This is a genomic window from Brevibacillus fortis (genome assembly GCF_046196545.1).
GTDB classification, from domain to species: domain Bacteria; phylum Bacillota; class Bacilli; order Brevibacillales; family Brevibacillaceae; genus Brevibacillus; species Brevibacillus fortis_A.
Genome location: NZ_CP176370.1, coordinates 3,358,739 through 3,378,295 on the forward strand (window position 1 = coordinate 3,358,739; position 19,557 = coordinate 3,378,295).

Sequence of the window (19,557 nt, forward strand, 5' to 3'; positions counted from 1 at the left end):
CTCATTTTTTCTGCTTTCAAAAGATCGAGAAGTCTTCCTCATCTTCTCCGACAAACGAGTATAGCTTCGAGCTGATTTCATCATAGTGCTGCAAACGTTTCTGGACATTTTCCGCGTCATGGAGCATGACGCCTTTGATCAAGACATTTAGCATGGAGAATAATGTGGGCATACCGCTTGTGGCAACGGGTTGGGGGGTGGTGATTTTCAGAAGATGATCTGCGACTTGGCTGATGGGGGAGAACTCGCCTTCCGTAATCGCCAAAATCTTCGCTCCCAGCTCCTTTGCTGAATGGACCATGGCAACCGTCTCGCTAGGATGACGAGGAAATGAAATCGCAATGACCAGCCATTCTTGATCTCGTTCGGTGAGAAAATAATCTGCGTTATCAACTGCTCCCGTATACAGATGTGTGTTTCCTTTGATGGCATTCAACGCTGAGAACAACCATTTTGCAGGAATATGGCACCAACGAAATCCTACCACTACGATTCGGTTAGCCTGCACGATGCTTTTAACCACCTCTTGGAGCAACGTGTAGTCAATTTGCTGCAAGCCTTGTTGGAGATACGCAATGTCACTTTCCATCACTTGATGCGCGTAATTGCTCTGATCGAGCGTAACCTCGGTGTCTCGATATTTCTGGATCGGCCCCTTCCTCTGGTCTCCTATTAAAAGAGACTTTTTGATTTCTTCCTGAAGCTCTGTGTATCCGGAGTAACCCAATGCGTAACAAAAGCGAATGACGGTCGCTTCACTGGTATTCGTAAACTCCGCGATTTTTTTGGCGGTATGGATCGCAAGTAAGCTTGGCTTTTCAATCGCGATCTTACAGATGATTTTTTGGCTTGCTGTCAGCTTTCCATACTGCTTCCGAATCCGTTCTTTTACGAGTTGTGCCATGCTTGAAGCTCCTTTATCATTCGAATTTGTTTTAATTTTGAGAATAGTATATCTCTTGCAATAAATCACTTCAATACTTCTTAGAAAATGTAGTTTTCGCTTCATTTTGGTGTATGACAGTGAAATAATGACTGAGTAAACCCCTTTAGTTCAACAGCAATCAATGAAAAAGCCGCTTAACTAAACAAGCGGCTTTGTGTGGCTATGTCTTCTTTAATGCTATCCGTTCTTACGTTGTTGTCTATACTCATCTAGCGCATCCATCCAAATCGTAACGAGCTCTGCAAATGTTCGGTGAAAATAAAGTCTTAGACTGCCGCTGTAGTCATTCAACTAACGTACCCGTTAGTTTAGCCACTTTTTGTTATATTGGTCCACTGATTGATTCAAATGCTTCTAACTGCTGATCCTAATGCTCGTTATGTAAGTTCGTATTCATAAACCCCGCAGCCGCTTGCGATGATTCAATTTATTGGAATCAGAAAATATAGAAAATGAGACCTTTGCCCTCGGCTACAGTTTGGTTATAGAAACGCCGGATTTCGTTAAAATTCTGAAGCATGTAGGCAAAGAACTCGTCCTCATCCTCGTCTGAAACAGTGTCAGGCTCAAGAGGATATACCTCGTCCTTGACCATGGCCGGGAAATCATACCGCAAGCGGAGCTGCGCTTCATCCAGCTCAGACATAGCCTGAAGCGCTTCTGCAACTTGCTCGGCGCGTAAGAAAAACGCCCCGAATGAGCCAAAATCGATGCCTTTGTCTGACGTCAGCGGAACAATATAGCCAAGAGGGGGCTCTCCATCGGAAAGGTCGCCTGCTGCGATTTGCTGCACCAGGTTGTCATCCATAGCAAAGTAATATCCACGCATTGCCATGTTGTCATCCTTCTTTCCATTTTTAGTAGTGACTATACAGCCCTATCAAAGCCTTATCCTGTAGCTCCTGTCAGACCCCCTCAACTGCGAGGGGGTTTTGCCGCTTCTTCAAACCGGTGCATTCGTTTGTAGAACGTACTTCTGGGGATTCCCAGGAGCTTTGCCGCTTTCGACACATTCCCGTTCGTCTTTTGTAGCGCCTCTACCATTTGCTGCTGTAATATCTTATCGCGAAACGTAAGAGAAGCTCGGTGCTCTTCCGTCCTTTGTTGAGGATAGCTAAGGCTGGAAGAGACGCTTTTGCTCAACTCTGCGTTTTGAAATAGCAACGAATGCAGATGATGCAAGAGGTCGTCGCATCTGTTCATGAAAAGAATCCGCAATTTATCCAGCACATTTATAAGCTCGCGAATGTTTCCTGGCCAGGTGTAATCCATCAGCGCGGCAAAAAATTCCGGAGGGAAAACAGCGTCCCAGTCATGCTTTTCGCAGTAATAGTGAACGAGGTGCGGGATGTCTTCTACCCTCTGCCTGAGTACCGGAACATGCACGGGATAGACGTACAAGCGATAAAAGAGGTCTTCTCGGAACTTGCCTTCTTTGACCAGTTGATGGATATTGCAATGCGTGGCCGCAATCACCCGAAAATCGACGGGAATCTCTTGGCTGCCGCCAAGCGGAGTGATTTTCCGTTCTTGCAAGACACGGAGCAGCGCTACCTGCATGGAGTGCGGGATTTCTCCGATTTCGTCCAAGAAAATGGTGCCTTGGTGGGCCTGTTGGAATTTCCCCTTCACTCCGGCTCGCTTCGCCCCGCTGAATGCCCCTTCCACATAACCGAACAGTTCGCTTTCCAGCAGCTCTCTCGGGATCGCGCCGCAGTTTACCGCAACAAACGGCCCGCTTGCCCGCAGGCTGTTCTCATGAATCGACCGAGCGATCACCTCTTTGCCAGTGCCTGTCTCACCCAAGATGAAGACATTGATATCTGTGGAAGCTACCCGCCCGAGCTCTTCCAGCGTCTGTCGGAATATACGGCTTGTGCCTGCCTCTCCGAGGAACCGAAACGGCTTGGCCGACCTCTTGTCCGAATAGATGGCCGGCCTTGCCTGTTGCTCCTCTGCTGTCAGCAGATAGATACATTTGCCGATGAAACCACCGTGTTCAGCAGAGCAAATCGGCACTTCCATCCGATTGCGGTACCCGCGTAGGTATATTTCTTCGTCACGCATCCCACACCAGTTCGGAATGTTCTGACGAATCATTTTACTTGCCGCGACGACGTTTTGACGTGGGGTGCAAATGATGAGTGGCTGTTCCTTTTCCAGCACTTCCATCGAACGCTGAATCAATTCCATCTCGTCGCGATGCGAGCGAATCTTCACTTCTTTCTCCAGCGTAAAGGCGGCCTGGGTGACAATCCCCAGCATGTAAGGATGCGCCCGGTCGACCGGACACGAAACGTCGAGGATGCCCAGGACCTCCCCGTCTTCGCTACGTATTGGAGCGGCAGCACAGCTCCAGCCATGGGAAGCGATGGAATAGTGCTCCGAGCCAGTAACCATAATCGGCTGCCCCAGAGACAGCGCCGTCCCGATGGCATTTGTCCCCATTTCGGTTTCCGTCCAGCGCACGCCTTCTACGAATCGTATTTTTTCGGCTACCTCCCGGACATTTTTGCTTCCCTTCATCGACAGCACGTAGCCTTCCGGATCGATCAAAAGCACGATCATTCCCATCTCGCTCGCGATTCGATCCATTTTTTCGAGAAAAGGGGCCGAAACGTCCGTAAGCAAAGCGTTCTTTTGCTGTTGGTGTCTGAGGGATTCGCCACTCAGAATGTGCCTTCCCCGATCCAAGTACGGGCTGACTTGGGCGCTCCGAGAGCGATGCCAAGATTCAATGATGGATTGGTGAATCCTTGAAGAATCCAGTACGCCTTCCTGAACAAACCGCTTCCACGTCTGCGAACTTAATGCCGATTCAAACAAGATACATTCCCCCCTCAGTAACTCGCCTGAAGTAACTCGTACCAGAATGTATGCAGGGTCGCTCACTCTTTGTCTAAATTCTAATCAATAATAGCAGCGTTTACAATGGCCGCAAAGCAAAATTCCCCCTAGGTTACAGGGGGCTTTTGGTTGGGCCGATGCTTCAGGCGTGCACGGCATGACCGATGGCAGACAGCAGAGCTTCGTGAACGGCTTCTGACAACGTCGGGTGGGCAGAAATGAACGTTTCCATCATATCCGCCGTCATTTCCCCGTGGATCATGACCGTTCCTTGCCCGATCAACTCCGTCGCACGCGGACCTACGATGGACACACCAAGTATTTCGTTGTATTCCGGTTCCGTGATGACCTTCACCTTTCCGATCGCTTCACCGAGAATCATGGCCTTGCCGTTGACGGAAAACGGGAATTCTCCGATGCGCACGGCGCCGTATTGTGACCTGGCTTGCTTCTCGGTGAGACCGACACCGGCGATTTCCGGCGATGTGTAGATGCACCTCGGTACGGCCCGATAATTGGCTTTGGCGTCCAGACCGCACGCATGCAAGGCAGCTACCGTTCCCTCATGAAAAGCGACATGGGCGAGCTGGATGCCCCCGACAACATCCCCGCATGCGTAAATGTGCGGCACATTCGTTTGCATATGCATGTTTACGGAAATGCCTTGTTTGCCAAATGCTACACCCGCCCGATCAAGTTGCAGTTCAGCCGTCCGTGGCTTCCTTCCGACGGCGACCAGCACGATCTCTGCTGCGGCTTCCCCGCTACCATCGGGGCTCTCGAAACGAACCGTTTTCGTCTGCGCGTCGACCGATGTCAACGACGTGGAGGTCAGGATCTTCACCCCGTTTCGTTCCAGCTGAACTTGCAGAACGCCCGCGATATCCGCATCTTCGCCGGGGAGAAGCTGATCCGCCATTTCAATCACCGTCACGTCGCACCCCATGCGACTGTATATGCTGGCGAACTCGCATCCGATGACGCCTCCGCCGATGATCAGCAATGTCTTGGGAATCGCCGAAAGCGACATCGCGTGTCCGCTGTGGATGATCCAGCGACCGTCAAACGGCGCAAACGGCAGCTCGATCGGCTCCGATCCGGAAGCGATGATGATTTTTTCGGCTTCTACGATTTCTTCTCCCTTTTCCTTCTCTACCGCTATTTGACGTTGGCTGACAAAACGCGCCTTGCCTGTGAGCATTTTGATTTTGTTTTTTCTCAAGAGAAATCCGATTCCCATGACGAGCTGCTGAACAATATCATTTTTATAGCTCTGCACTCCCGGCCAGTCAATGGAGACTTCCTGTTCGCGCACCCGGATACCGAAACGGCCGGCGTGTCTTACTTTCTCAGCCATCTCGGCAGACTCCAGGAGCGATTTGGTCGGAATACATCCTTCATTCAGACAGGTCCCGCCCAACACTCGCTGCTCGATCAGGGTGACCTGTTTGCCCTTCTGGGCGGCGGCGATCGCCGCAACGTAGCCAGCAGGTCCCCCTCCGATCACTGCTATCGCACTCATCCCATCACGTCCTTCACAAGAGCATGCGGTACGGCTCTTCCAGATATTTTCTCAGTGTGTACAAAAATTCGGCTGCCGGTGTTCCGTCCAGTACGCAATGGTCGAACGTCAGACTGAGCGGGAGAATGCTCCGTCGCTGCACTTCCTCACCGATGAAGACTGGTGTTTCCTGCACAGCCCCTACGCCGAGTATGCCTGCCTCCGGCGGATTCAGCACCGGCGTAAAGAAATCGATGCCGTATGCCCCAAGGTTCGTGATAGAGAAAGTAGAACCTTGCATCTCTTCCATGCCGAGCGTCCCTTCCCGGGCCTGTGCAGCCAGGTCTTTGATCCTGCGGGATAGGTCCAGCAACGACGCTGATTCCGCGTGCCGAACGACCGGTACGACCAGCCCTTGTTCGAGCGCGACGGCAATCCCCAGGTGGACGTGCCCGTAACGATGAATCCGGTCATCGATATAGGCGCTGTTAACCTGCTTGTGTTTTTGCAGTGCGAGAACCGTCGCTCTCCCGATGAGATCGGTCACGGTCAGCTTGATGTCGTGCTCTTTTTGCGTAACCTCGTTCATTTTCTTTTGCCAAGCGATCAAGTCCGTTACATCAGCCCGGGCGGTGATCGTAAGCTGGGCGCTTTCTCGCAAACTTGCCATCATCCGGGAAGCGATCACTTTCCGCATGCCCGCGATCGGCAGTTTCTCCACCGTTTCCTCCACGGCAACGGCAGCTGGCCGATTGTCTTCCGCTGCCACAGCCTGGTTTGCCTCCCTATCAGCGATCGCCTTTTCGACGTCTTCCTTGGTGATCCTTCCTGCAGGTCCCGTCCCGCTAAGAGATTGCAGGGGAAGTCTTGCCGCTTCAGCTAATTTACGCGCGACCGGGGAAATTTTCACTTCTTTCGCACTCGCCGGACTCACCGCTATCGTGGCCGCCTCCACCGAAGCTACGGGCTCCGCCGACTTTTTCACGGGAGAAGCCGTCTGGAGCGCAGCTGTTGCGGCCGTTTCCTCTACAATTTGCTCGCTTGGATGACCGATATATCCAATGACCGTTCCAGGCGGCACACCCTCCCATTCCGAAACAGCTATTTTCAACAAAACGCCGTCCGCCGGGGCTTCCAGATCCGCCTCGATCTTTTCCGAGCTGATGCTTGCGATTACTTCTCCTTTGGATACCAGATCGCCGACTTGTTTATTCCAATGGGAAACCGTTCCCTCTTTCATCGCCATTCCCATCTTTGGCATGAGCACTTCGACTGCCATCGGTTTTCCCTCCGTTTCTTTCTGGATCAGACGCTCAAAAGCGATTTGTCCCCAAGCAGTTCGGATACTACCTGAATGACCTTTTGCGGCGTCGGCAAATACAGGTCCTCCAACACAGGCGAGAACGGAACCGGGGTATGCGGTGCCGTGATTCGCTTGATAGGTGCATCTAGACTGTCGAAGCCTTTATCCGCGACCAAGGCAGCGATGTCGGTTGCGATGCTGCAACGTGGATTCGCCTCGTCGATGACGATCAGCCGATTCGTCTTTTGAACGGAGCCCAAGATCGCATCCTCATCGAGCGGCGACAGGCTGCGTGGATCGACGACCTCCGCTTCAATTCCTTTCCTGGCGAGCTGCTCCGCCGCCTCCAAGGCAATATGCACCTGTTTCCCGACCGCAACGATCGTCAAATCCGAACCGGCACGCTTGATGTCCGCCTTGCCGATCGGAATGGTGTAATAACCGTCCGGCACCTCTCCTGTCAAGTTGTAGAGCGTCTTGTCCTCGAAGAAGATTACGGGGTCGTTGTCCTCGATGGATGCTAGTAGCAGCCCTTTCGCGTCGGCAGGTGTGGACGGAACGACCACTTTGATGCCCGGAATGGCCGTGAACAGTGCATACAGGCTTTGCGAATGTTGCGCAGCCGCCCGGAATCCGGCGCCGTGCGTCGTGCGGATCGTAACCGGCACCTCAGCCTTGCCCCCAAACATGTACCGGAACTTGGCCCCCTGGTTCAACACCTGGTCCAGGCAGCTCCCGATGAAATCGTTGAACATCAATTCCGCTATTGGGCGAAGACCAGTGGCCGCAGCAGCCATCGCCGCCCCGATATAGCCCGCTTCGGTAATCGGGGTATCCAGCACCCGCTCCCGGCCGAACTCCTGGACAAGGCCTTTCGTTACCCCGAGAACGCCTCCCCATGCCTCTTCATCCTGCAAATGGTCAACCTGTGCTCCACCAGCTACGTCCTCGCCCATTAAAATCACGTTTTCGTCTCTGCGCATCGCAAGTTTCATCGCCTCGTTGATTGCCTGCGACATGCTCATTTTCTTGGTCATGTTCCCTTCCCCCTTTGCTTTCGTTTTTTCAGTACGATACGTATACGTCTGTCAGTAGCTCGGACGGCTCTGGATATGGACTGTTTTCCGAAAACGCGACAGCTTCCTCGACCGCCTTGTCAACCGCAGCTTCGATTTCATCCAGCTCGTTTTCAGTAAACAGATTTCCGTCGAGCAGATCCTTCCGGAATTTGCTGATCGCGTCTTTTTCCGACTGATGCGCCTTCTTGTCTTCTTCTTTTTTGTATTTTTGGGCGTCGCCTTCAAAGTGGCCGTAGTTTCGGTATGTCACGCACTCGATCAGAGTAGGCCCCTCTCCCCGGCGGGCACGCTTGATCGCTTCCTGTGCAGCCTGATAAACGGCCATCACATCCTTGCCATCCACTCTGACGCCGGGAATGTTGTAGGCGATCGCACGGTCCGCGATGGTTTTGCAGCTGGAGGCGTACGAAAACGGCGTGGCTTCCCCATATCCGTTGTTCTCCGCTACAAAGACGGCTGGCAGTTTCCAAATGGCAGCCAGGTTGATCCCCTCATGGAACGTGCCCTGGTTGTTCGCTCCGTCTCCAAAGAAACATACGCTCACAGCGCCAGTCTGCTTGTACTTGGCTGTCAAAGCAGCTCCGCACGCCAGCGGATAGCCTCCCCCGACAATGCCGTTTGCCCCGAGCATGCCTTTGTCCAAATCCGCAATGTGCATGGAGCCCCCTTTCCCTTTGCAAAGTCCGGTGGCTCTGCCGTAAATCTCCGCCATCATTCCATTCAGATCGCACCCCTTGGCGATACAATGTCCGTGCCCTCGATGCGTGCTGGTAATGGTGTCGCTGTCGTCCAGGTGCGCGCAAAGCCCGACCGCGATGGCCTCCTCCCCCGCGTATAAATGGACGAAACCGGGGATTTTCCCTTGACCGAACAGGTCGTGCACCTTTTCCTCGAACTTCCGGATCTCCAGCATTTTTTGGTACATCCAAGCGGCCTTTTCGCGGGACAACGGAATCCCTTTGACTTGCTGATCCACTTTCGTCATTTACGTGTCTCCTCCTCGAACATGTTTTATTGAGGTACAGCCTTTGACACAAGGGACATCGCAAAAAGTATGCCAACCTCCGAAGCAGGTCCCATTGCGGTTTTTTGTAACCGCTTTACTTTTTGCGGGGAACAAAAGTGGACACCTGTCTCGTTTTGTCTCCTTTTGTACACTGGCTCATCGCGTGCATTTGACGGATCGGAGTGCGGCAACGAAAAAAAGCCCTCCCGGCGTTATGCCAGGAAGGCGGGACTGACCCCAGTATATAAAACAGCGAAACCCTAAGACCAGAAAATAAAGTCTTAGACTGGCCGCAGTTTTATTAAACTAACGATATCCGTTAGCGTAATGACGTATTTCGCTAAAATCGTATCTTGAGCTAAATAATTGATTGCTTCATTAAGATCTCTAGGAATCCAAGACGCGCCACGAAATTCAAATCGGCTGGCTCTTCTTATCTCTGGAATCCTAACTAATACGGAACGGTTACCAGATCCATAGCAAACATGAGCAGGAGCCCATGTTCCCGGTTGCATTCTTTTATATGAATTAATACTAGGGGTAACTTTCTATCACTTGCAACCGGCTCTATTCCCGAACCATATCTATTTCTATATGATAAATTGGAGTATAACTAAGGCTACAGAAGGTTTTTGATTTACTCTGTTCATAATCCTTTTGGTTTTGATTAACTAACGAGTACTTCTGTGGAAGCACGGATATGCTCCACATACCTGTGTGCCTCCAATTTCAACTGCTCATCTGTAGCTTCCGATGCATCGTGCACAATGAACGCAGGCAGATAGATAGCGCCAGTATATTGGACGGTCATCTGTATTGGCCTTAGAAACTCGCTGACCGTGAACTCGAAGTTGCCGCTCGAACGGTAATCCTGCTCGCTTCCGCCCACTGTTGTTGCCACGATGAACTCTTTACCCTTCAGATGATCTCCTTCGGAACCATACGCCCATCCATAAGTCAACACATCGTCAAACCATTTTTTGAGCAACGGCGGCGTACTGTACCAAAACAAAGGAAATTGAAGCACGATTCGGTCATACTTGGTCACCAACTGTTGCTCTCTCTCTATGTCAATGTTCCAATCTGAATACTCCCCGTAAAGGCTGTGAACATCAATGTTTTCATGCAGATTAAGCTCCTGAATAAGAGCACGGTTGGCTCGCGATTGCTCCATAGACGGATGCGCAACAATTACCAAAATTTTCATAAAGAATCTTCCTCTTTTCTCTTAATAGATTTTGACAGGGCTCTTGTACCTGACACCCTCATTATTTGTGTGTATTCAAGCACTGTAAAGTACGCTGTTTTTCCGTACTATGTCGGGCTGTAAGTACCTTAGATCACGCCTGGGTTCTCTGAAGTATGCTAAACAGTACTAAGTACGGTTAAACGTTGTATTGGGCAAACCCGTAACATTTGATACAATTACGACATCGAAGAAAAATGTCAACAAATAAGGAGTAGGAGAATGTCCGAAGATTTAAGCAATTCCTTCCGATCAGAAGGAATTATGGCTACCCTTCAAGTGCTTGGTGGAAAATGGAAGCCAATCATTTTATACATCCTGCTGAATGAAGGCACCAAGCGTTTCGGAGAACTAAGACGAATGATTCCAACAATCACCCAAGGCATGCTGACCAACCAACTTCGTGAGTTGGAACGAGATGGAATGATCATTCGACGGGTGTATCAGGAGATTCCACCAAAAGTTGAATATTACGTCTCTGAGCACGGACGAACACTCAATGACGTTCTCGGTGAAATGTGTGGATGGGGCTTTCAGCACATTGAGCACACAAAGAAAATGGAGGAACATGATCAATTATCAAAACCGTAACACATATCTTGATATCGGGGGCTGTTCAGGTACTCCAATTCGATAAGCTTCGTTGATTGCAGGCCCGATTCATCATTTCAGCATTAATTTGTTAGAATAAACAGATACACTATTCAATATGAACTTCACTGCTTTACTCCCATCCCCAAATGGAACCATGAGCGCTCGCCCCTTTGCGGACAGCGTTTTTTTATTTCAAGGACACGAATGCTTGCAGATATCGTCCAGCCTGTCCATTAGGTGAGCAAAGGCTACCTACCTCACGATGGACAACCATGCTGGGCGCACTAAAAAAAGCCGATATTGCTGCGAGAGCAAATCGGCTGTTACGTCATTTAATTGCGGGACACCTTAACGAGCTCCCCTGTCGAAGCATCGATAAAGCTATAGCCATTCTTCCATTTGCGCTGATAGACCAACTGCGGTTCGGGAGCTCTTTGACCATCATACCGCTCCCACACGTAGACCAGTTCCAGGTCAATTTCTTGTTGGATCGTTTCTTTTGCTTCTGCTGCACTTACAATCTTCTTGGAATCTGGAAGGGTAATGCCCGGGTTGAGAGGGTGGAGGTTTAACTCTGTAATCGTACCCGTTGCCTTGTCTACACCCACCATATAAGACTCGTCAGATACTTCGATCCCGTTGCGTTTTCCGAGGAGAGTGAATGAATACGCTTTATCCTCTTCCTTATCCAGCTTGTTCTTGTCTACCCACTCCGGAATATCTTCTTCAGGAGTCTCTACGATAAGCGATAGCTCCGTTAACGCCGGGTCAAGATAAGGTACGAGTGCTGCAATCGCTTTTTTCTTCGCTTCCTCTACACTAATTTTCTGCTCTGTTTTTCGTTGGTCTGGCAAATTCAGATCGAAGTCGATGAGCCGATCACTCTGTTCATCTGTCGTGAGGCTAACCAGTTCAAATGCAGGCGTACCTTTATTTGAATCGTTCATCCAACGATAGGATTCGATTGTCTGAAGTCCTTCTAAAAGATTGTCCTTGTGATCATCGTATTCAAAGGTCGCACCTGAAACATCAATACCAAACTGTGTTTCAAGCCATTTCTCTCCTTGTTCGCGGGAAGCTATTTTGATGCTTTTCCCTTCTCCTTTTACACGAACACTCTCCCCTGCCAGTTCGGCTTCTTCCCCTATGACTTTGCCGGTTAGAGCATCGATCCAATCAATGGTATTCAGTTGATAAATAAGCATTGGTTTCTTTTCTGCCGGTTTTCCATTTTGAGCATAGGAAATCGGCTGCTCCGATACGTATACCAGGTCCATCTTAAGCTTGTCCTTATAGATTTTGCTAGCTTCCTCAAGTGTTATCGCTTTTTTCGGATCAGGCCAGTTCACTTTGCTAGAATCGATGAAATCATACGCTTCATAGCGAATAATATGGCCAGCATGATCAACGGATACGGAAATAGAGTTGTTGGACAGAGGGAGGTCATTGATGAGAGAGTGGTATTTCACGGTGGAGCGAGCCCATTCCAGCTTGTTGCCTTTCCCGTCACCTGCTCCTGCTTTTCCTCTGCCTAGGTTTTGTCCGGCTTTCAATTGTTTTGCTTCCGTACCGAATAAGTCCTCGATAAAAGTTGAAGCCTTGTCTCTAGCAAGCTTTTCTTCCGGATAATCGGCTGAAGCCCATGCTGGATTTCGGATATCCATGAAAAGTAGTCGGCCCGTATGCGCATCCAGCTCAAGGCTAACGGATGAGTATGCGTCATACTCTTCTTTTTCATCTGTTTTTGGCATGTTGGTGAAGTGCAAGCTCCAGATCGGTGACGGATAACCGCGAAAGCTGTCTTCCTCATGATCTTTATCAATTAGTCGATACCCTTTCAACTCTGGAATCGCCTCAAAAAGCTTGTCCAGAGAATTCTGAACATCTTGGGAATAATCATTTTTTTGAGACTCTTCCTTTTTCACATCGCTTGCTGCTTGTACCGTTGGTTGATGGGTAGTCCATGCAGGTGCAGAGGCAAGTAAGCACGCCGCTATAACCGTCATCATGGATGGATTTAGTTTCATTGGGCACCTCCAAATAGTGTTCAGATTTGCGGATAAGTTCGGTTTGACCTTACCAATGATAAGACGGAGGGGCAATTATTTGTGTCACATATTATTCCAATTTTTCCTGATAATCGCATACCTCTATTGAAAAACACGCCCTCGTGTTAGTCGACGAGGACATGTTGGTAGGGACTTACACATCATGCAGTATGAGTTTACCACCATGACTCAAGAGCAAGCAGAAGAAATCGCCTATCATTGGCACTATGACGATGAGTATGCGTTTTACGATATGGAAGCCTCCGGTAACCTGTCGCAAGCAAGTTTACCAGAGGCTTCTCTGTAGCAGGGTCTTCCTCCTTACATCTCTACCTTCCGCTTCCTTCTCAATACATGGCGTTCCTTCGCTTTTTCATACTGTATGCGCTCTTCTTCTGTATCAGGAATGACACCTGGCACCAGAGTCGGCTTCCCTTGATCATCGAGGGCAATCATCGTCAGATACGCGCGTGCTGTCATGCGCTTTTCCCCTGTCAACAAGTTTTCCGCTTCCACCCTCACGAATACTTCCATCGATGTCTTATGGGTCCAGGTGACATATGCCTCCAGATTGATCGCTTCCCCTGTTTTGATTGGTGCGAGAAAATCGAAGGAATCGCTGGACGCAGTGACAACAGGCTTACGGCAATGTCGCATGGCAGCGATGCAGGCGATCTTGTCTACATATGCCATGACTTTCCCTCCGAAAATGGTATGGTGGTGATTGGTATCCGGTGGCAAGACGAGATCTGTCAAAAAGGTTCTCGATTGTTGGATCAGTCGTGCTTCTGTCATCATTTGTGTGGCTCCTCTCATCGTGTGCACCTTCCCTACTGGGCTGTCAAACGACTCCGAATCGCCTTCGTTGCCGTAACCATGTTTCGTAATGACAGAACAGTTTCTTCTCTCCCTCTTGTCTTCAGCCCGCAATCCGGATTAATCCAAAATTGATCTGGTGGAAGTACTTGTACACCCCGCGCTACCATATTTTCCATTTCTGAGACAGCTGGAATTCGAGGGCTATGGATATCGTATACGCCAAGCCCGATGCCTTTGTCATACGTACCTGTTTCGAACACAGATACGAGCTCTCCATGGCTGCGGGAAGTTTCAATCGAAATCACATCGGCATCGAGTTCGCTGATGACATCCATAAAATCATGGAATTCGCAATAGCACATATGTGTATGAATCTGGGTGCTCGAAGCAACCGTGGAGGTCGCTAGACGAAATGCTCTGACAGCCCATTCCAGATAAGCTGCCTGCTCTTCTTTTTTGAGCGGCAATCCTTCGCGCAGTGCTGGTTCATCGACTTGAATCATGAGAATCCCCGCTTCTTCCAAGGCTTCTACTTCTTTTCGTAATGCCAACGCGATTTGTTCGCACACTTCTTGTCTGGAAATATCGACTCGAGCAAACGACCAATTCAGAATGGTTGCTGGACCCGTTAACATGCCCTTCATTGGTTTGGCAGTCAATGATTTTGCATACACACTTTCTTTGACCGTCATAGGTGCCACAAACTCCACATCTCCGTAAATAATAGGTGGCTTCACGCAACGCGAGCCATATGACTGTACCCAGCCGTTTTTCGTAAACAAAAAGCCATCGAGCTTTTCGCCAAAATATTCTACCATATCGGTTCGTTCGAACTCACCATGGACGAGGACATCCAGACCGAGCTCTTCTTGTATTTCGATCCATTCCTTGATTTGCGCCTGAATGAAAGCATCGTATTGCTCCACGGTCCAGTTCCCTTTTTTAAACTGCTGTCGAGCTTGGCGAACCTCCGCCGTCTGCGGGAAGCTTCCGATTGTGGTAGTTGGCAGCAGTGGCAACTTCCACGTATTTTGTTGAATCTCTCGACGTTCGAGATAAGGAACGCTTCTTTCAAGTTTTGCAGCAGCTATTTGACGTAAAGCATTCTTCACTTCTCGACGATTCCTCGCTGGAGATAATGCCAGCTTGAGCAAGTCCGCTTCATTTTGGGCGATCTCTTTCGAAATGACATACTTACCATATCGGAATCCTTGGACTAAGAGCTGTACTTCCCCCAGCTTTTCGTCGGAAAACGCCAATGCAGGCATGACTTCCTCTGGCAAGTCGCTCTCTGCTTCAACCGTTACAGGTACATGCAACAAACTACTGCACGGCTGCAACCACAGCCTTTCGAGTGGAATGATCTCGGAAATTTCTTTGACCAGCTCCCATTTCTCCTCAATAGACGCACGCCAGATGTTTCGACCGTCGATGATTCCCGCTGCGAGAATCTTATCTGCTGAAAACCCGTGTCTTTTCAGATTGGCCAGATTGCGCTTCGCTCCGTGTACAAAATCAAGACCGATTCCTTTTACCGGTAAGGAAACCAGCTCCTCATACCAATCCACCGCTTCAAAATAGGTTTGCAGCATGCACTGTAGATGCGGTAGCGCTTGACCGATTTGCGCATAGATACGTTTGATGATAGCGCGATCATGCACCGAGACATCCAGTACAAATGCAGGCTCCTCGATTTGCACCCATTCCACGCCGTGCAGCTCCAACTCCCGGAGAACGTCTATGTAGAGCGGAACGAGTTGATCCACGATGTTCTCAAATTCGTTTTTCTCATATCCTTTGGACAATTTGACAAACGTATACGGGCCTACAATGACAGGCTTTCCGATGATGCCAAACTTTTCTTTCGCCTCCAAATATGCCTGGAGAGGCTTGTTCTCGGTTATGGCTGGTTGTCGTTCACCGAACTCCGGGACGATATAATGGTAGTTCGTGTTAAACCATTTCGTCATTTCGCTGGCGACAGCTTCCTTCGAACCGCGAGCCATGGCGAAGTATGTGGCTAATGAAACCGGGCCTCCCTCGTATTCATACCGCTTGGGGACCATTCCAAACATCACAGCCATATCCAGCATGTGATCGTAGTAGGTAAAGTCACCCACAGGGATCAGCTCGACCCCTTTTTCCTGCTGACGCAACAGGTTTTGGTGACGGATTTGCTCCATTTGCTGTACCAGGCTTGCCTCATCGATAGTGCCTGCCCAAAATGCTTCCAATGCCTTTTTCCACTCGCGGTTCTTCCCGATCCGTGGATATCCCAAATTGCTGCTTTTCATGAGCTTCCTCTCCATTCTTTATTCGATCTTGACTTGAATCCGCCCAATAAAAAAGGCATCTCCAACGATCAAAAAGAACGTTAGAAATGCCAAATAAGCACTGAGATCACAGCATCCTAACACCTCCCTATCTCCCGTAGGTTAAGCAGTGTCGTCGAAACAGGCAGGTCTCCTGACTTTGGGATCATCATCTGCACATGCCTTCCCAATCCGTTTGGATCAGTGGCTGATCAATGTGCCGACTCCCCTCATACAGTGGCGGGACCGTGTCGGATTCTCACCGACTTCCCTTTTCATCCTTGGCCGATCTTGATGACCAAAGAACCTGTTTCCACACCTATAAAATTGTCATGGTTCTGTGAAGTGCCCCAATAAACGAGCAGGGCAGCATACTGTTCATACAGTAACACAGAATCCATTTTTTGTCATACTAAAATGTAAAATCATCATCGGTCAACGGCTCTACGTTTAGCGTGCGGACATAACCATTTCCTTTTTTCGAGAAGAAGTCATGCTGCTTCGTCTGCGTGCGAATGCCGTTCAGCACGATCGGATTCACTTCTTCCTCCGGGAAAAGCGGGTCCAGCCCCAGATTCATCAATGCTTTGTTCGCGTTGTAGCGCACGTAAGCATGAACTTCGTCAGCCAATCCGATTTCCGTATACAACGAAGTCGTATAGGCCTCTTCATTTTCTTGCAGCTCATGCAAAAGGGCATACAGCTCCTCTTTTGCTGCGGTCTGCTCGACCACACTCAGACCTTGATATACTTCTTGCGCGAGAACGCCGACATAGAGTCCGTGGATGCTCTCGTCGCGGACAATCAGGTCGATAATTTCCCCGCTGCTTGTCATCTTTCCTTGCCCCGCCAAATAGAGCGGATAGAAGAAGCCGCTGTAAAACAGATAGCTTTCCAGGAAGACGGACGCTACCATCGCCATGTACAAGTCTTTTGGTTTCTCAATTTCTTGATAGCGTTTCGAGATGAGGGCCGCTTTCTTTTGCAGGTGTGGATTGTTCTCTACCCACGAAAAAATACCGTCAATCTCTTCTGTCGATGCCAGCGTTGTAAAGATACTGCTGTACGATTTGGCATGGATTTGCTCCATCATGCCCATGAAGGCGAGAACCGCTTTTCTTTGCAGCCCATCGACATGCTCCATGATCTTCGGCATCCCTACTCCACCCTGAACCGTATCCAGCAAGGTGAGACCGCCCAATACTTTTTTATACGTATCCCGTTCAGTCGCACTGAGCTCCATCCAGGCCATCTTGTCATCTGACAGCGGAATCTCATCATCCGTCCAGAACTGCATGATGTTTTGATTCCAAAACGTCATCGTAAAATCGTCGTCCGGCCTGTTCCAATTGACTGCTTTCATATGGCGTTCCTCTTCTCTTTTTGCTTGATGCTTTTCCTTTTATAAATCGAGTTCACTAAACAGCGCAGCTAATGCACTCTTCCACAGTCAGATGCTTCGTACGTGTATAGTAGAGTGACTTCAGACCTTTTTTCGCTGCGTAAATGTAATAGCGAGCCAGTTCTCTGGTTGAAATATTGCTGTTCACGTGCAGCACAGTTGAAATTCCTTGGTCGATGTGCTCTTGAATTTCGGCAATCAGATCAATCACTTTGAATTGATCGATCACATACGCCGATTTGTAATAAAAATAGTTTTCCTGCGACAAGTACGGCATCGGGTAATACGTCGTAGAGTTGGCATACGTTCTCGTTTCGATATGCTCAACGATTGGCATCACGCTAGAAGTCGCATTCTGAATGTAGGAAATGCTCTGTGTCGGCGCAATCGCCAAACGGTACGCATGGTAAACACCATGCTTTTGCACCTTTTGCTGTAGTTCCGCCCAATCCTCTGGCGTTGGAATGTGCATTCCTTCGAAGAGAAGCTTTGCTTTTTCCGTACGCGGGCTGTAATCGTTCGTCAAGTACTTGTTAAAATAAGTGCCTTTTGCATATTCCGATTGTTCAAAGCCCAAGAAGGTCATGCCTGTTTCCTTGGCAATTTCCATGCTTTTTTCCAAGGAGTAGAAGTTCATCATCATGAAAAACGTACGAGCGAAATCCTTGGCTTCTTCACTTTCGTAAGCGATTCTGTTCTTTGCCAGATAACCGTTCAGGTTCATCGCACCGAGCCCTACGGAGTGCAGCTCACGGTTTGCCTTTTGAACGCCTGGAGCGTTTTCTACACGCGTCATGTCACTCACGGCTGTAATGGCTTCGATTCCTTCGTGGACGGATTCACGGATCATTTTGCGTTCCATCACGTTGACGATATTGAGCGATGCCAGATTGCAGCTAATATCGCGACGGATGATATCCATTTCGCCGTAATTGGTAATGGTTGAAGTCTCCTGCAGCTGGAAGATTTCCGTGCACAGGTTGGACATTTTCACCGAACCGAGATCTTTCAGTGCATGGTTGTTGTTCGCATTCGTTTTGTTCATGATGTACGGATAGCCCGATTCCATTTGGATCATCGCGATTTTGGTCAACATCTCGCGTGCGCTCATCACGGTCTTCTTCTTGACGCGATCGTTTGCCAAGAGCTCCTCGTACATGTCATCGAGGTCCATATCATCCAGATGCACGCCGTATTCTTTGTACACGGAGAACGGAGCAAACACAGTCAATGGCTTGTTTTCCTCAGCCAGCTTGTAGAACACGTTTGGTACAATCAAGCCGATGGACAACGTTTTGATGCGTGCTTTTTCATCCGCATTGATCTTTTTGCAATCGAGAAACTCGTTGATATCCCAGCCGAAGATGTTGTAGTACGCTGCACCTGAGCCTTTGCGTTGCCCCATTTGATCTGCGTAGGAAAACGCATCTTCCAACAGCTTGAGAACTGGCATAACACCTTTTGCTGCGCCCTCGACGCCTTTGATCGGCTCTCCTCGTCCGCGAAGCTTGGACAAGTTCACGGCCACACCGCCGCCAATTTTAGATAGCTGCATACAAGTTCCCAAAATAAAGTTGATGGAGTTCAGTGAATCATCCATTTCGAGCAAGAAGCAGGAAACCATTTCTCCACGGCGGCTTTTGCCTGCGTTCAGGAAGGTAGGTGTCGCTGGTTGCAAGCGTTGATCCATCATGGATACTGTTAAACGCTTGGCGAGCTCAAAGTCACCTTGTCCAAGGGACAGTGCCACAACGGCCACCCGGTCTGGATACTGCTCCAAGTACATCGATTTATCATTCGTTTTCAAAGCGTAATCTTTATAAAATTTGGAGATAGCCATGTACGAAGCAAATTGAAAATCAGCGTCATAGGCCAAACGGAAAACTTCATCGACCTGCTCAACCGTGTATGTTTCATAGACGTTTTCATAGAAGTCATTCTCGATCAAATAGTCCATGCGTTCTTTGACACTGCCAAAAGTCATCGTATTGGACTGCACTTCTTCCATGAAGACCGCAACCGCTTCCCGATCCTTTTCCAGTTGATAAAATCCGTCGTTGCCACGCTGCATCAGTTCGTTGTTCAATTCAATATGCCGCAATTGCTGCCACCCCACTCGTAAATTGTTCCACGTCACGGCCGGTACCGGACAGTTCAAATTTAGAAATCACCGGAACGCCATATTGGCTCGCGATCGTATCCGCGCTTTTGGCAAAACTGGTTCCCCAGTTGCGGTTGCCGCTGGCGGATACTCCGCGCAGATGGACATGATTTCGCTTCAGGAACGTCGCCACCCTCTCCGGCACTTGTCCGAATCCCGTCGTGTATGTTATCAAAATGAATGGCTCGTCCAGCACCATATCTTGATCAATTTCCACATGTGGCAAATTAATTTTGTTGACGAATCTTCGGACGTTTCCTGTTTTTGAATCATAAGCGATTAGCATGTCCCTC

At 49.3% G+C, this 19,557-nt stretch carries 16 protein-coding genes, 1 pseudogene and 1 riboswitch; of the genes and pseudogenes, 2 read left to right on the plus strand and 15 right to left on the minus strand.

Annotated features, from left to right (window positions below):
* Positions 1–16: 16 nt before the first annotated feature.
* The 9 genes from ACKKE8_RS16680 to ACKKE8_RS16720 form a co-directional block, all read right to left on the minus strand.
* Positions 17–904, minus strand: a complete 888-nt coding sequence (locus tag ACKKE8_RS16680; RefSeq protein ID WP_026043120.1) for a MurR/RpiR family transcriptional regulator — start codon at positions 902–904, stop codon at positions 17–19.
* A 478-nt stretch (positions 905–1,382) separates the two neighbouring features.
* Complete coding sequence (locus ACKKE8_RS16685; RefSeq protein WP_409174065.1) at positions 1,383–1,781, minus strand: DUF1877 family protein; 399 nt, start codon at positions 1,779–1,781, stop codon at positions 1,383–1,385.
* A gap of 80 nt (positions 1,782–1,861) precedes the next feature.
* The gene (locus ACKKE8_RS16690; RefSeq protein ID WP_409174066.1) at positions 1,862–3,772 is read right to left on the minus strand and encodes a sigma-54-dependent Fis family transcriptional regulator; all 1,911 of its coding nucleotides are present in this window, start codon (positions 3,770–3,772) and stop codon (positions 1,862–1,864) included.
* A gap of 163 nt (positions 3,773–3,935) precedes the next feature.
* Positions 3,936–5,315 carry a dihydrolipoyl dehydrogenase gene (gene lpdA / locus ACKKE8_RS16695; protein ID WP_409174067.1) on the minus strand — a complete coding sequence of 460 codons (1,380 nt, stop codon included), beginning with the start codon at positions 5,313–5,315 and terminating at the stop codon, positions 3,936–3,938.
* Positions 5,316–5,328: 13 nt separating this feature from the next.
* The gene (locus tag ACKKE8_RS16700) at positions 5,329–6,573 is read right to left on the minus strand and encodes a dihydrolipoamide acetyltransferase family protein (RefSeq protein WP_409174068.1); all 1,245 of its coding nucleotides are present in this window, start codon (positions 6,571–6,573) and stop codon (positions 5,329–5,331) included.
* A gap of 26 nt (positions 6,574–6,599) precedes the next feature.
* On the minus strand, positions 6,600–7,634 hold the full coding sequence (locus ACKKE8_RS16705; RefSeq protein WP_409174069.1) for an alpha-ketoacid dehydrogenase subunit beta: 1,035 nt from the start codon (positions 7,632–7,634) through the stop codon (positions 6,600–6,602).
* Positions 7,635–7,662: 28 nt separating this feature from the next.
* A complete protein-coding gene (locus ACKKE8_RS16710) occupies positions 7,663–8,661 on the minus strand; it encodes a thiamine pyrophosphate-dependent dehydrogenase E1 component subunit alpha (RefSeq protein ID WP_409174070.1) in 999 nt (332 codons plus the stop codon).
* Positions 8,662–8,963: 302 nt separating this feature from the next.
* Entirely contained in the window at positions 8,964–9,215 is a 252-nt protein-coding gene (locus tag ACKKE8_RS16715) for a hypothetical protein (RefSeq protein ID WP_409179145.1), read from the minus strand.
* A 134-nt stretch (positions 9,216–9,349) separates the two neighbouring features.
* Positions 9,350–9,889 carry an NAD(P)H-dependent oxidoreductase gene (locus ACKKE8_RS16720; protein ID WP_409174071.1) on the minus strand — a complete coding sequence of 180 codons (540 nt, stop codon included), beginning with the start codon at positions 9,887–9,889 and terminating at the stop codon, positions 9,350–9,352.
* A gap of 261 nt (positions 9,890–10,150) precedes the next feature.
* Between ACKKE8_RS16720 and ACKKE8_RS16725 the strand changes: the two genes are divergently transcribed.
* Positions 10,151–10,519 carry a winged helix-turn-helix transcriptional regulator gene (locus tag ACKKE8_RS16725; protein WP_409174072.1) on the plus strand — a complete coding sequence of 123 codons (369 nt, stop codon included), beginning with the start codon at positions 10,151–10,153 and terminating at the stop codon, positions 10,517–10,519.
* 335 nt (positions 10,520–10,854) lie between these two features.
* Here the strand turns inward: ACKKE8_RS16725 and ACKKE8_RS16730 are convergent, their stop codons facing one another.
* Positions 10,855–12,549: a YcdB/YcdC domain-containing protein gene (locus ACKKE8_RS16730; RefSeq protein ID WP_409174073.1), complete on the minus strand. Its 1,695-nt coding sequence runs from the start codon at positions 12,547–12,549 to the stop codon at positions 10,855–10,857.
* 184 nt (positions 12,550–12,733) lie between these two features.
* Here ACKKE8_RS16730 and ACKKE8_RS16735 point away from each other — a divergent pair.
* Positions 12,734–12,832, plus strand: a pseudogene (locus tag ACKKE8_RS16735) (GNAT family N-acetyltransferase); the annotation flags it as partial.
* A 59-nt stretch (positions 12,833–12,891) separates the two neighbouring features.
* Here the strand turns inward: ACKKE8_RS16735 and ACKKE8_RS16740 are convergent.
* From ACKKE8_RS16740 to nrdI, 5 genes are all read right to left on the minus strand, one after another.
* Positions 12,892–13,386: an acyl-CoA thioesterase gene (locus tag ACKKE8_RS16740; protein WP_409174074.1), complete on the minus strand. Its 495-nt coding sequence runs from the start codon at positions 13,384–13,386 to the stop codon at positions 12,892–12,894.
* 14 nt (positions 13,387–13,400) lie between these two features.
* The gene (gene metE / locus ACKKE8_RS16745) at positions 13,401–15,683 is read right to left on the minus strand and encodes a 5-methyltetrahydropteroyltriglutamate--homocysteine S-methyltransferase (RefSeq protein ID WP_409174075.1); all 2,283 of its coding nucleotides are present in this window, start codon (positions 15,681–15,683) and stop codon (positions 13,401–13,403) included.
* A gap of 144 nt (positions 15,684–15,827) precedes the next feature.
* Positions 15,828–16,027: riboswitch (cobalamin riboswitch) on the minus strand.
* An 86-nt stretch (positions 16,028–16,113) separates the two neighbouring features.
* Entirely contained in the window at positions 16,114–17,064 is a 951-nt protein-coding gene (gene nrdF, locus ACKKE8_RS16750) for a class 1b ribonucleoside-diphosphate reductase subunit beta (protein WP_409174076.1), read from the minus strand.
* Positions 17,065–17,119: 55 nt separating this feature from the next.
* A complete protein-coding gene (gene nrdE / locus ACKKE8_RS16755; protein WP_409174077.1) occupies positions 17,120–19,204 on the minus strand; it encodes a class 1b ribonucleoside-diphosphate reductase subunit alpha in 2,085 nt (694 codons plus the stop codon).
* Positions 19,191–19,550, minus strand: coding sequence for a class Ib ribonucleoside-diphosphate reductase assembly flavoprotein NrdI (nrdI, locus tag ACKKE8_RS16760; RefSeq protein WP_409174078.1), 360 nt, complete (start codon positions 19,548–19,550; stop codon positions 19,191–19,193). The genes nrdE and nrdI overlap by 14 nt, the downstream gene beginning before the upstream one ends.
* Between the last annotated feature and the right edge of the window lie 7 nt (positions 19,551–19,557).

Coding starts and splice junctions, on each gene's coding strand:
- ACKKE8_RS16725 (WP_409174072.1), top strand. CDS start 10,151: ATGTCCGAAGATTTAAGCAATTCCTTCCGATCAGAAGGAATTATGGCT.
- ACKKE8_RS16680 (WP_026043120.1), bottom strand. CDS start 904: ATGGCACAACTCGTAAAAGAACGGATTCGGAAGCAGTATGGAAAGCTG.
- ACKKE8_RS16710 (WP_409174070.1), bottom strand. CDS start 8,661: ATGACGAAAGTGGATCAGCAAGTCAAAGGGATTCCGTTGTCCCGCGAA.
- ACKKE8_RS16740 (WP_409174074.1), bottom strand. CDS start 13,386: ATGAGAGGAGCCACACAAATGATGACAGAAGCACGACTGATCCAACAA.
- ACKKE8_RS16685 (WP_409174065.1), bottom strand. CDS start 1,781: ATGGCAATGCGTGGATATTACTTTGCTATGGATGACAACCTGGTGCAG.
- nrdI (WP_409174078.1), bottom strand. CDS start 19,550: ATGCTAATCGCTTATGATTCAAAAACAGGAAACGTCCGAAGATTCGTC.
- metE (WP_409174075.1), bottom strand. CDS start 15,683: ATGAAAAGCAGCAATTTGGGATATCCACGGATCGGGAAGAACCGCGAG.
- lpdA (WP_409174067.1), bottom strand. CDS start 5,315: ATGAGTGCGATAGCAGTGATCGGAGGGGGACCTGCTGGCTACGTTGCG.
- ACKKE8_RS16700 (WP_409174068.1), bottom strand. CDS start 6,573: ATGGCAGTCGAAGTGCTCATGCCAAAGATGGGAATGGCGATGAAAGAG.
- ACKKE8_RS16705 (WP_409174069.1), bottom strand. CDS start 7,634: ATGACCAAGAAAATGAGCATGTCGCAGGCAATCAACGAGGCGATGAAA.
- ACKKE8_RS16720 (WP_409174071.1), bottom strand. CDS start 9,889: ATGAAAATTTTGGTAATTGTTGCGCATCCGTCTATGGAGCAATCGCGA.
- nrdF (WP_409174076.1), bottom strand. CDS start 17,064: ATGAAAGCAGTCAATTGGAACAGGCCGGACGACGATTTTACGATGACG.
- ACKKE8_RS16730 (WP_409174073.1), bottom strand. CDS start 12,549: ATGAAACTAAATCCATCCATGATGACGGTTATAGCGGCGTGCTTACTT.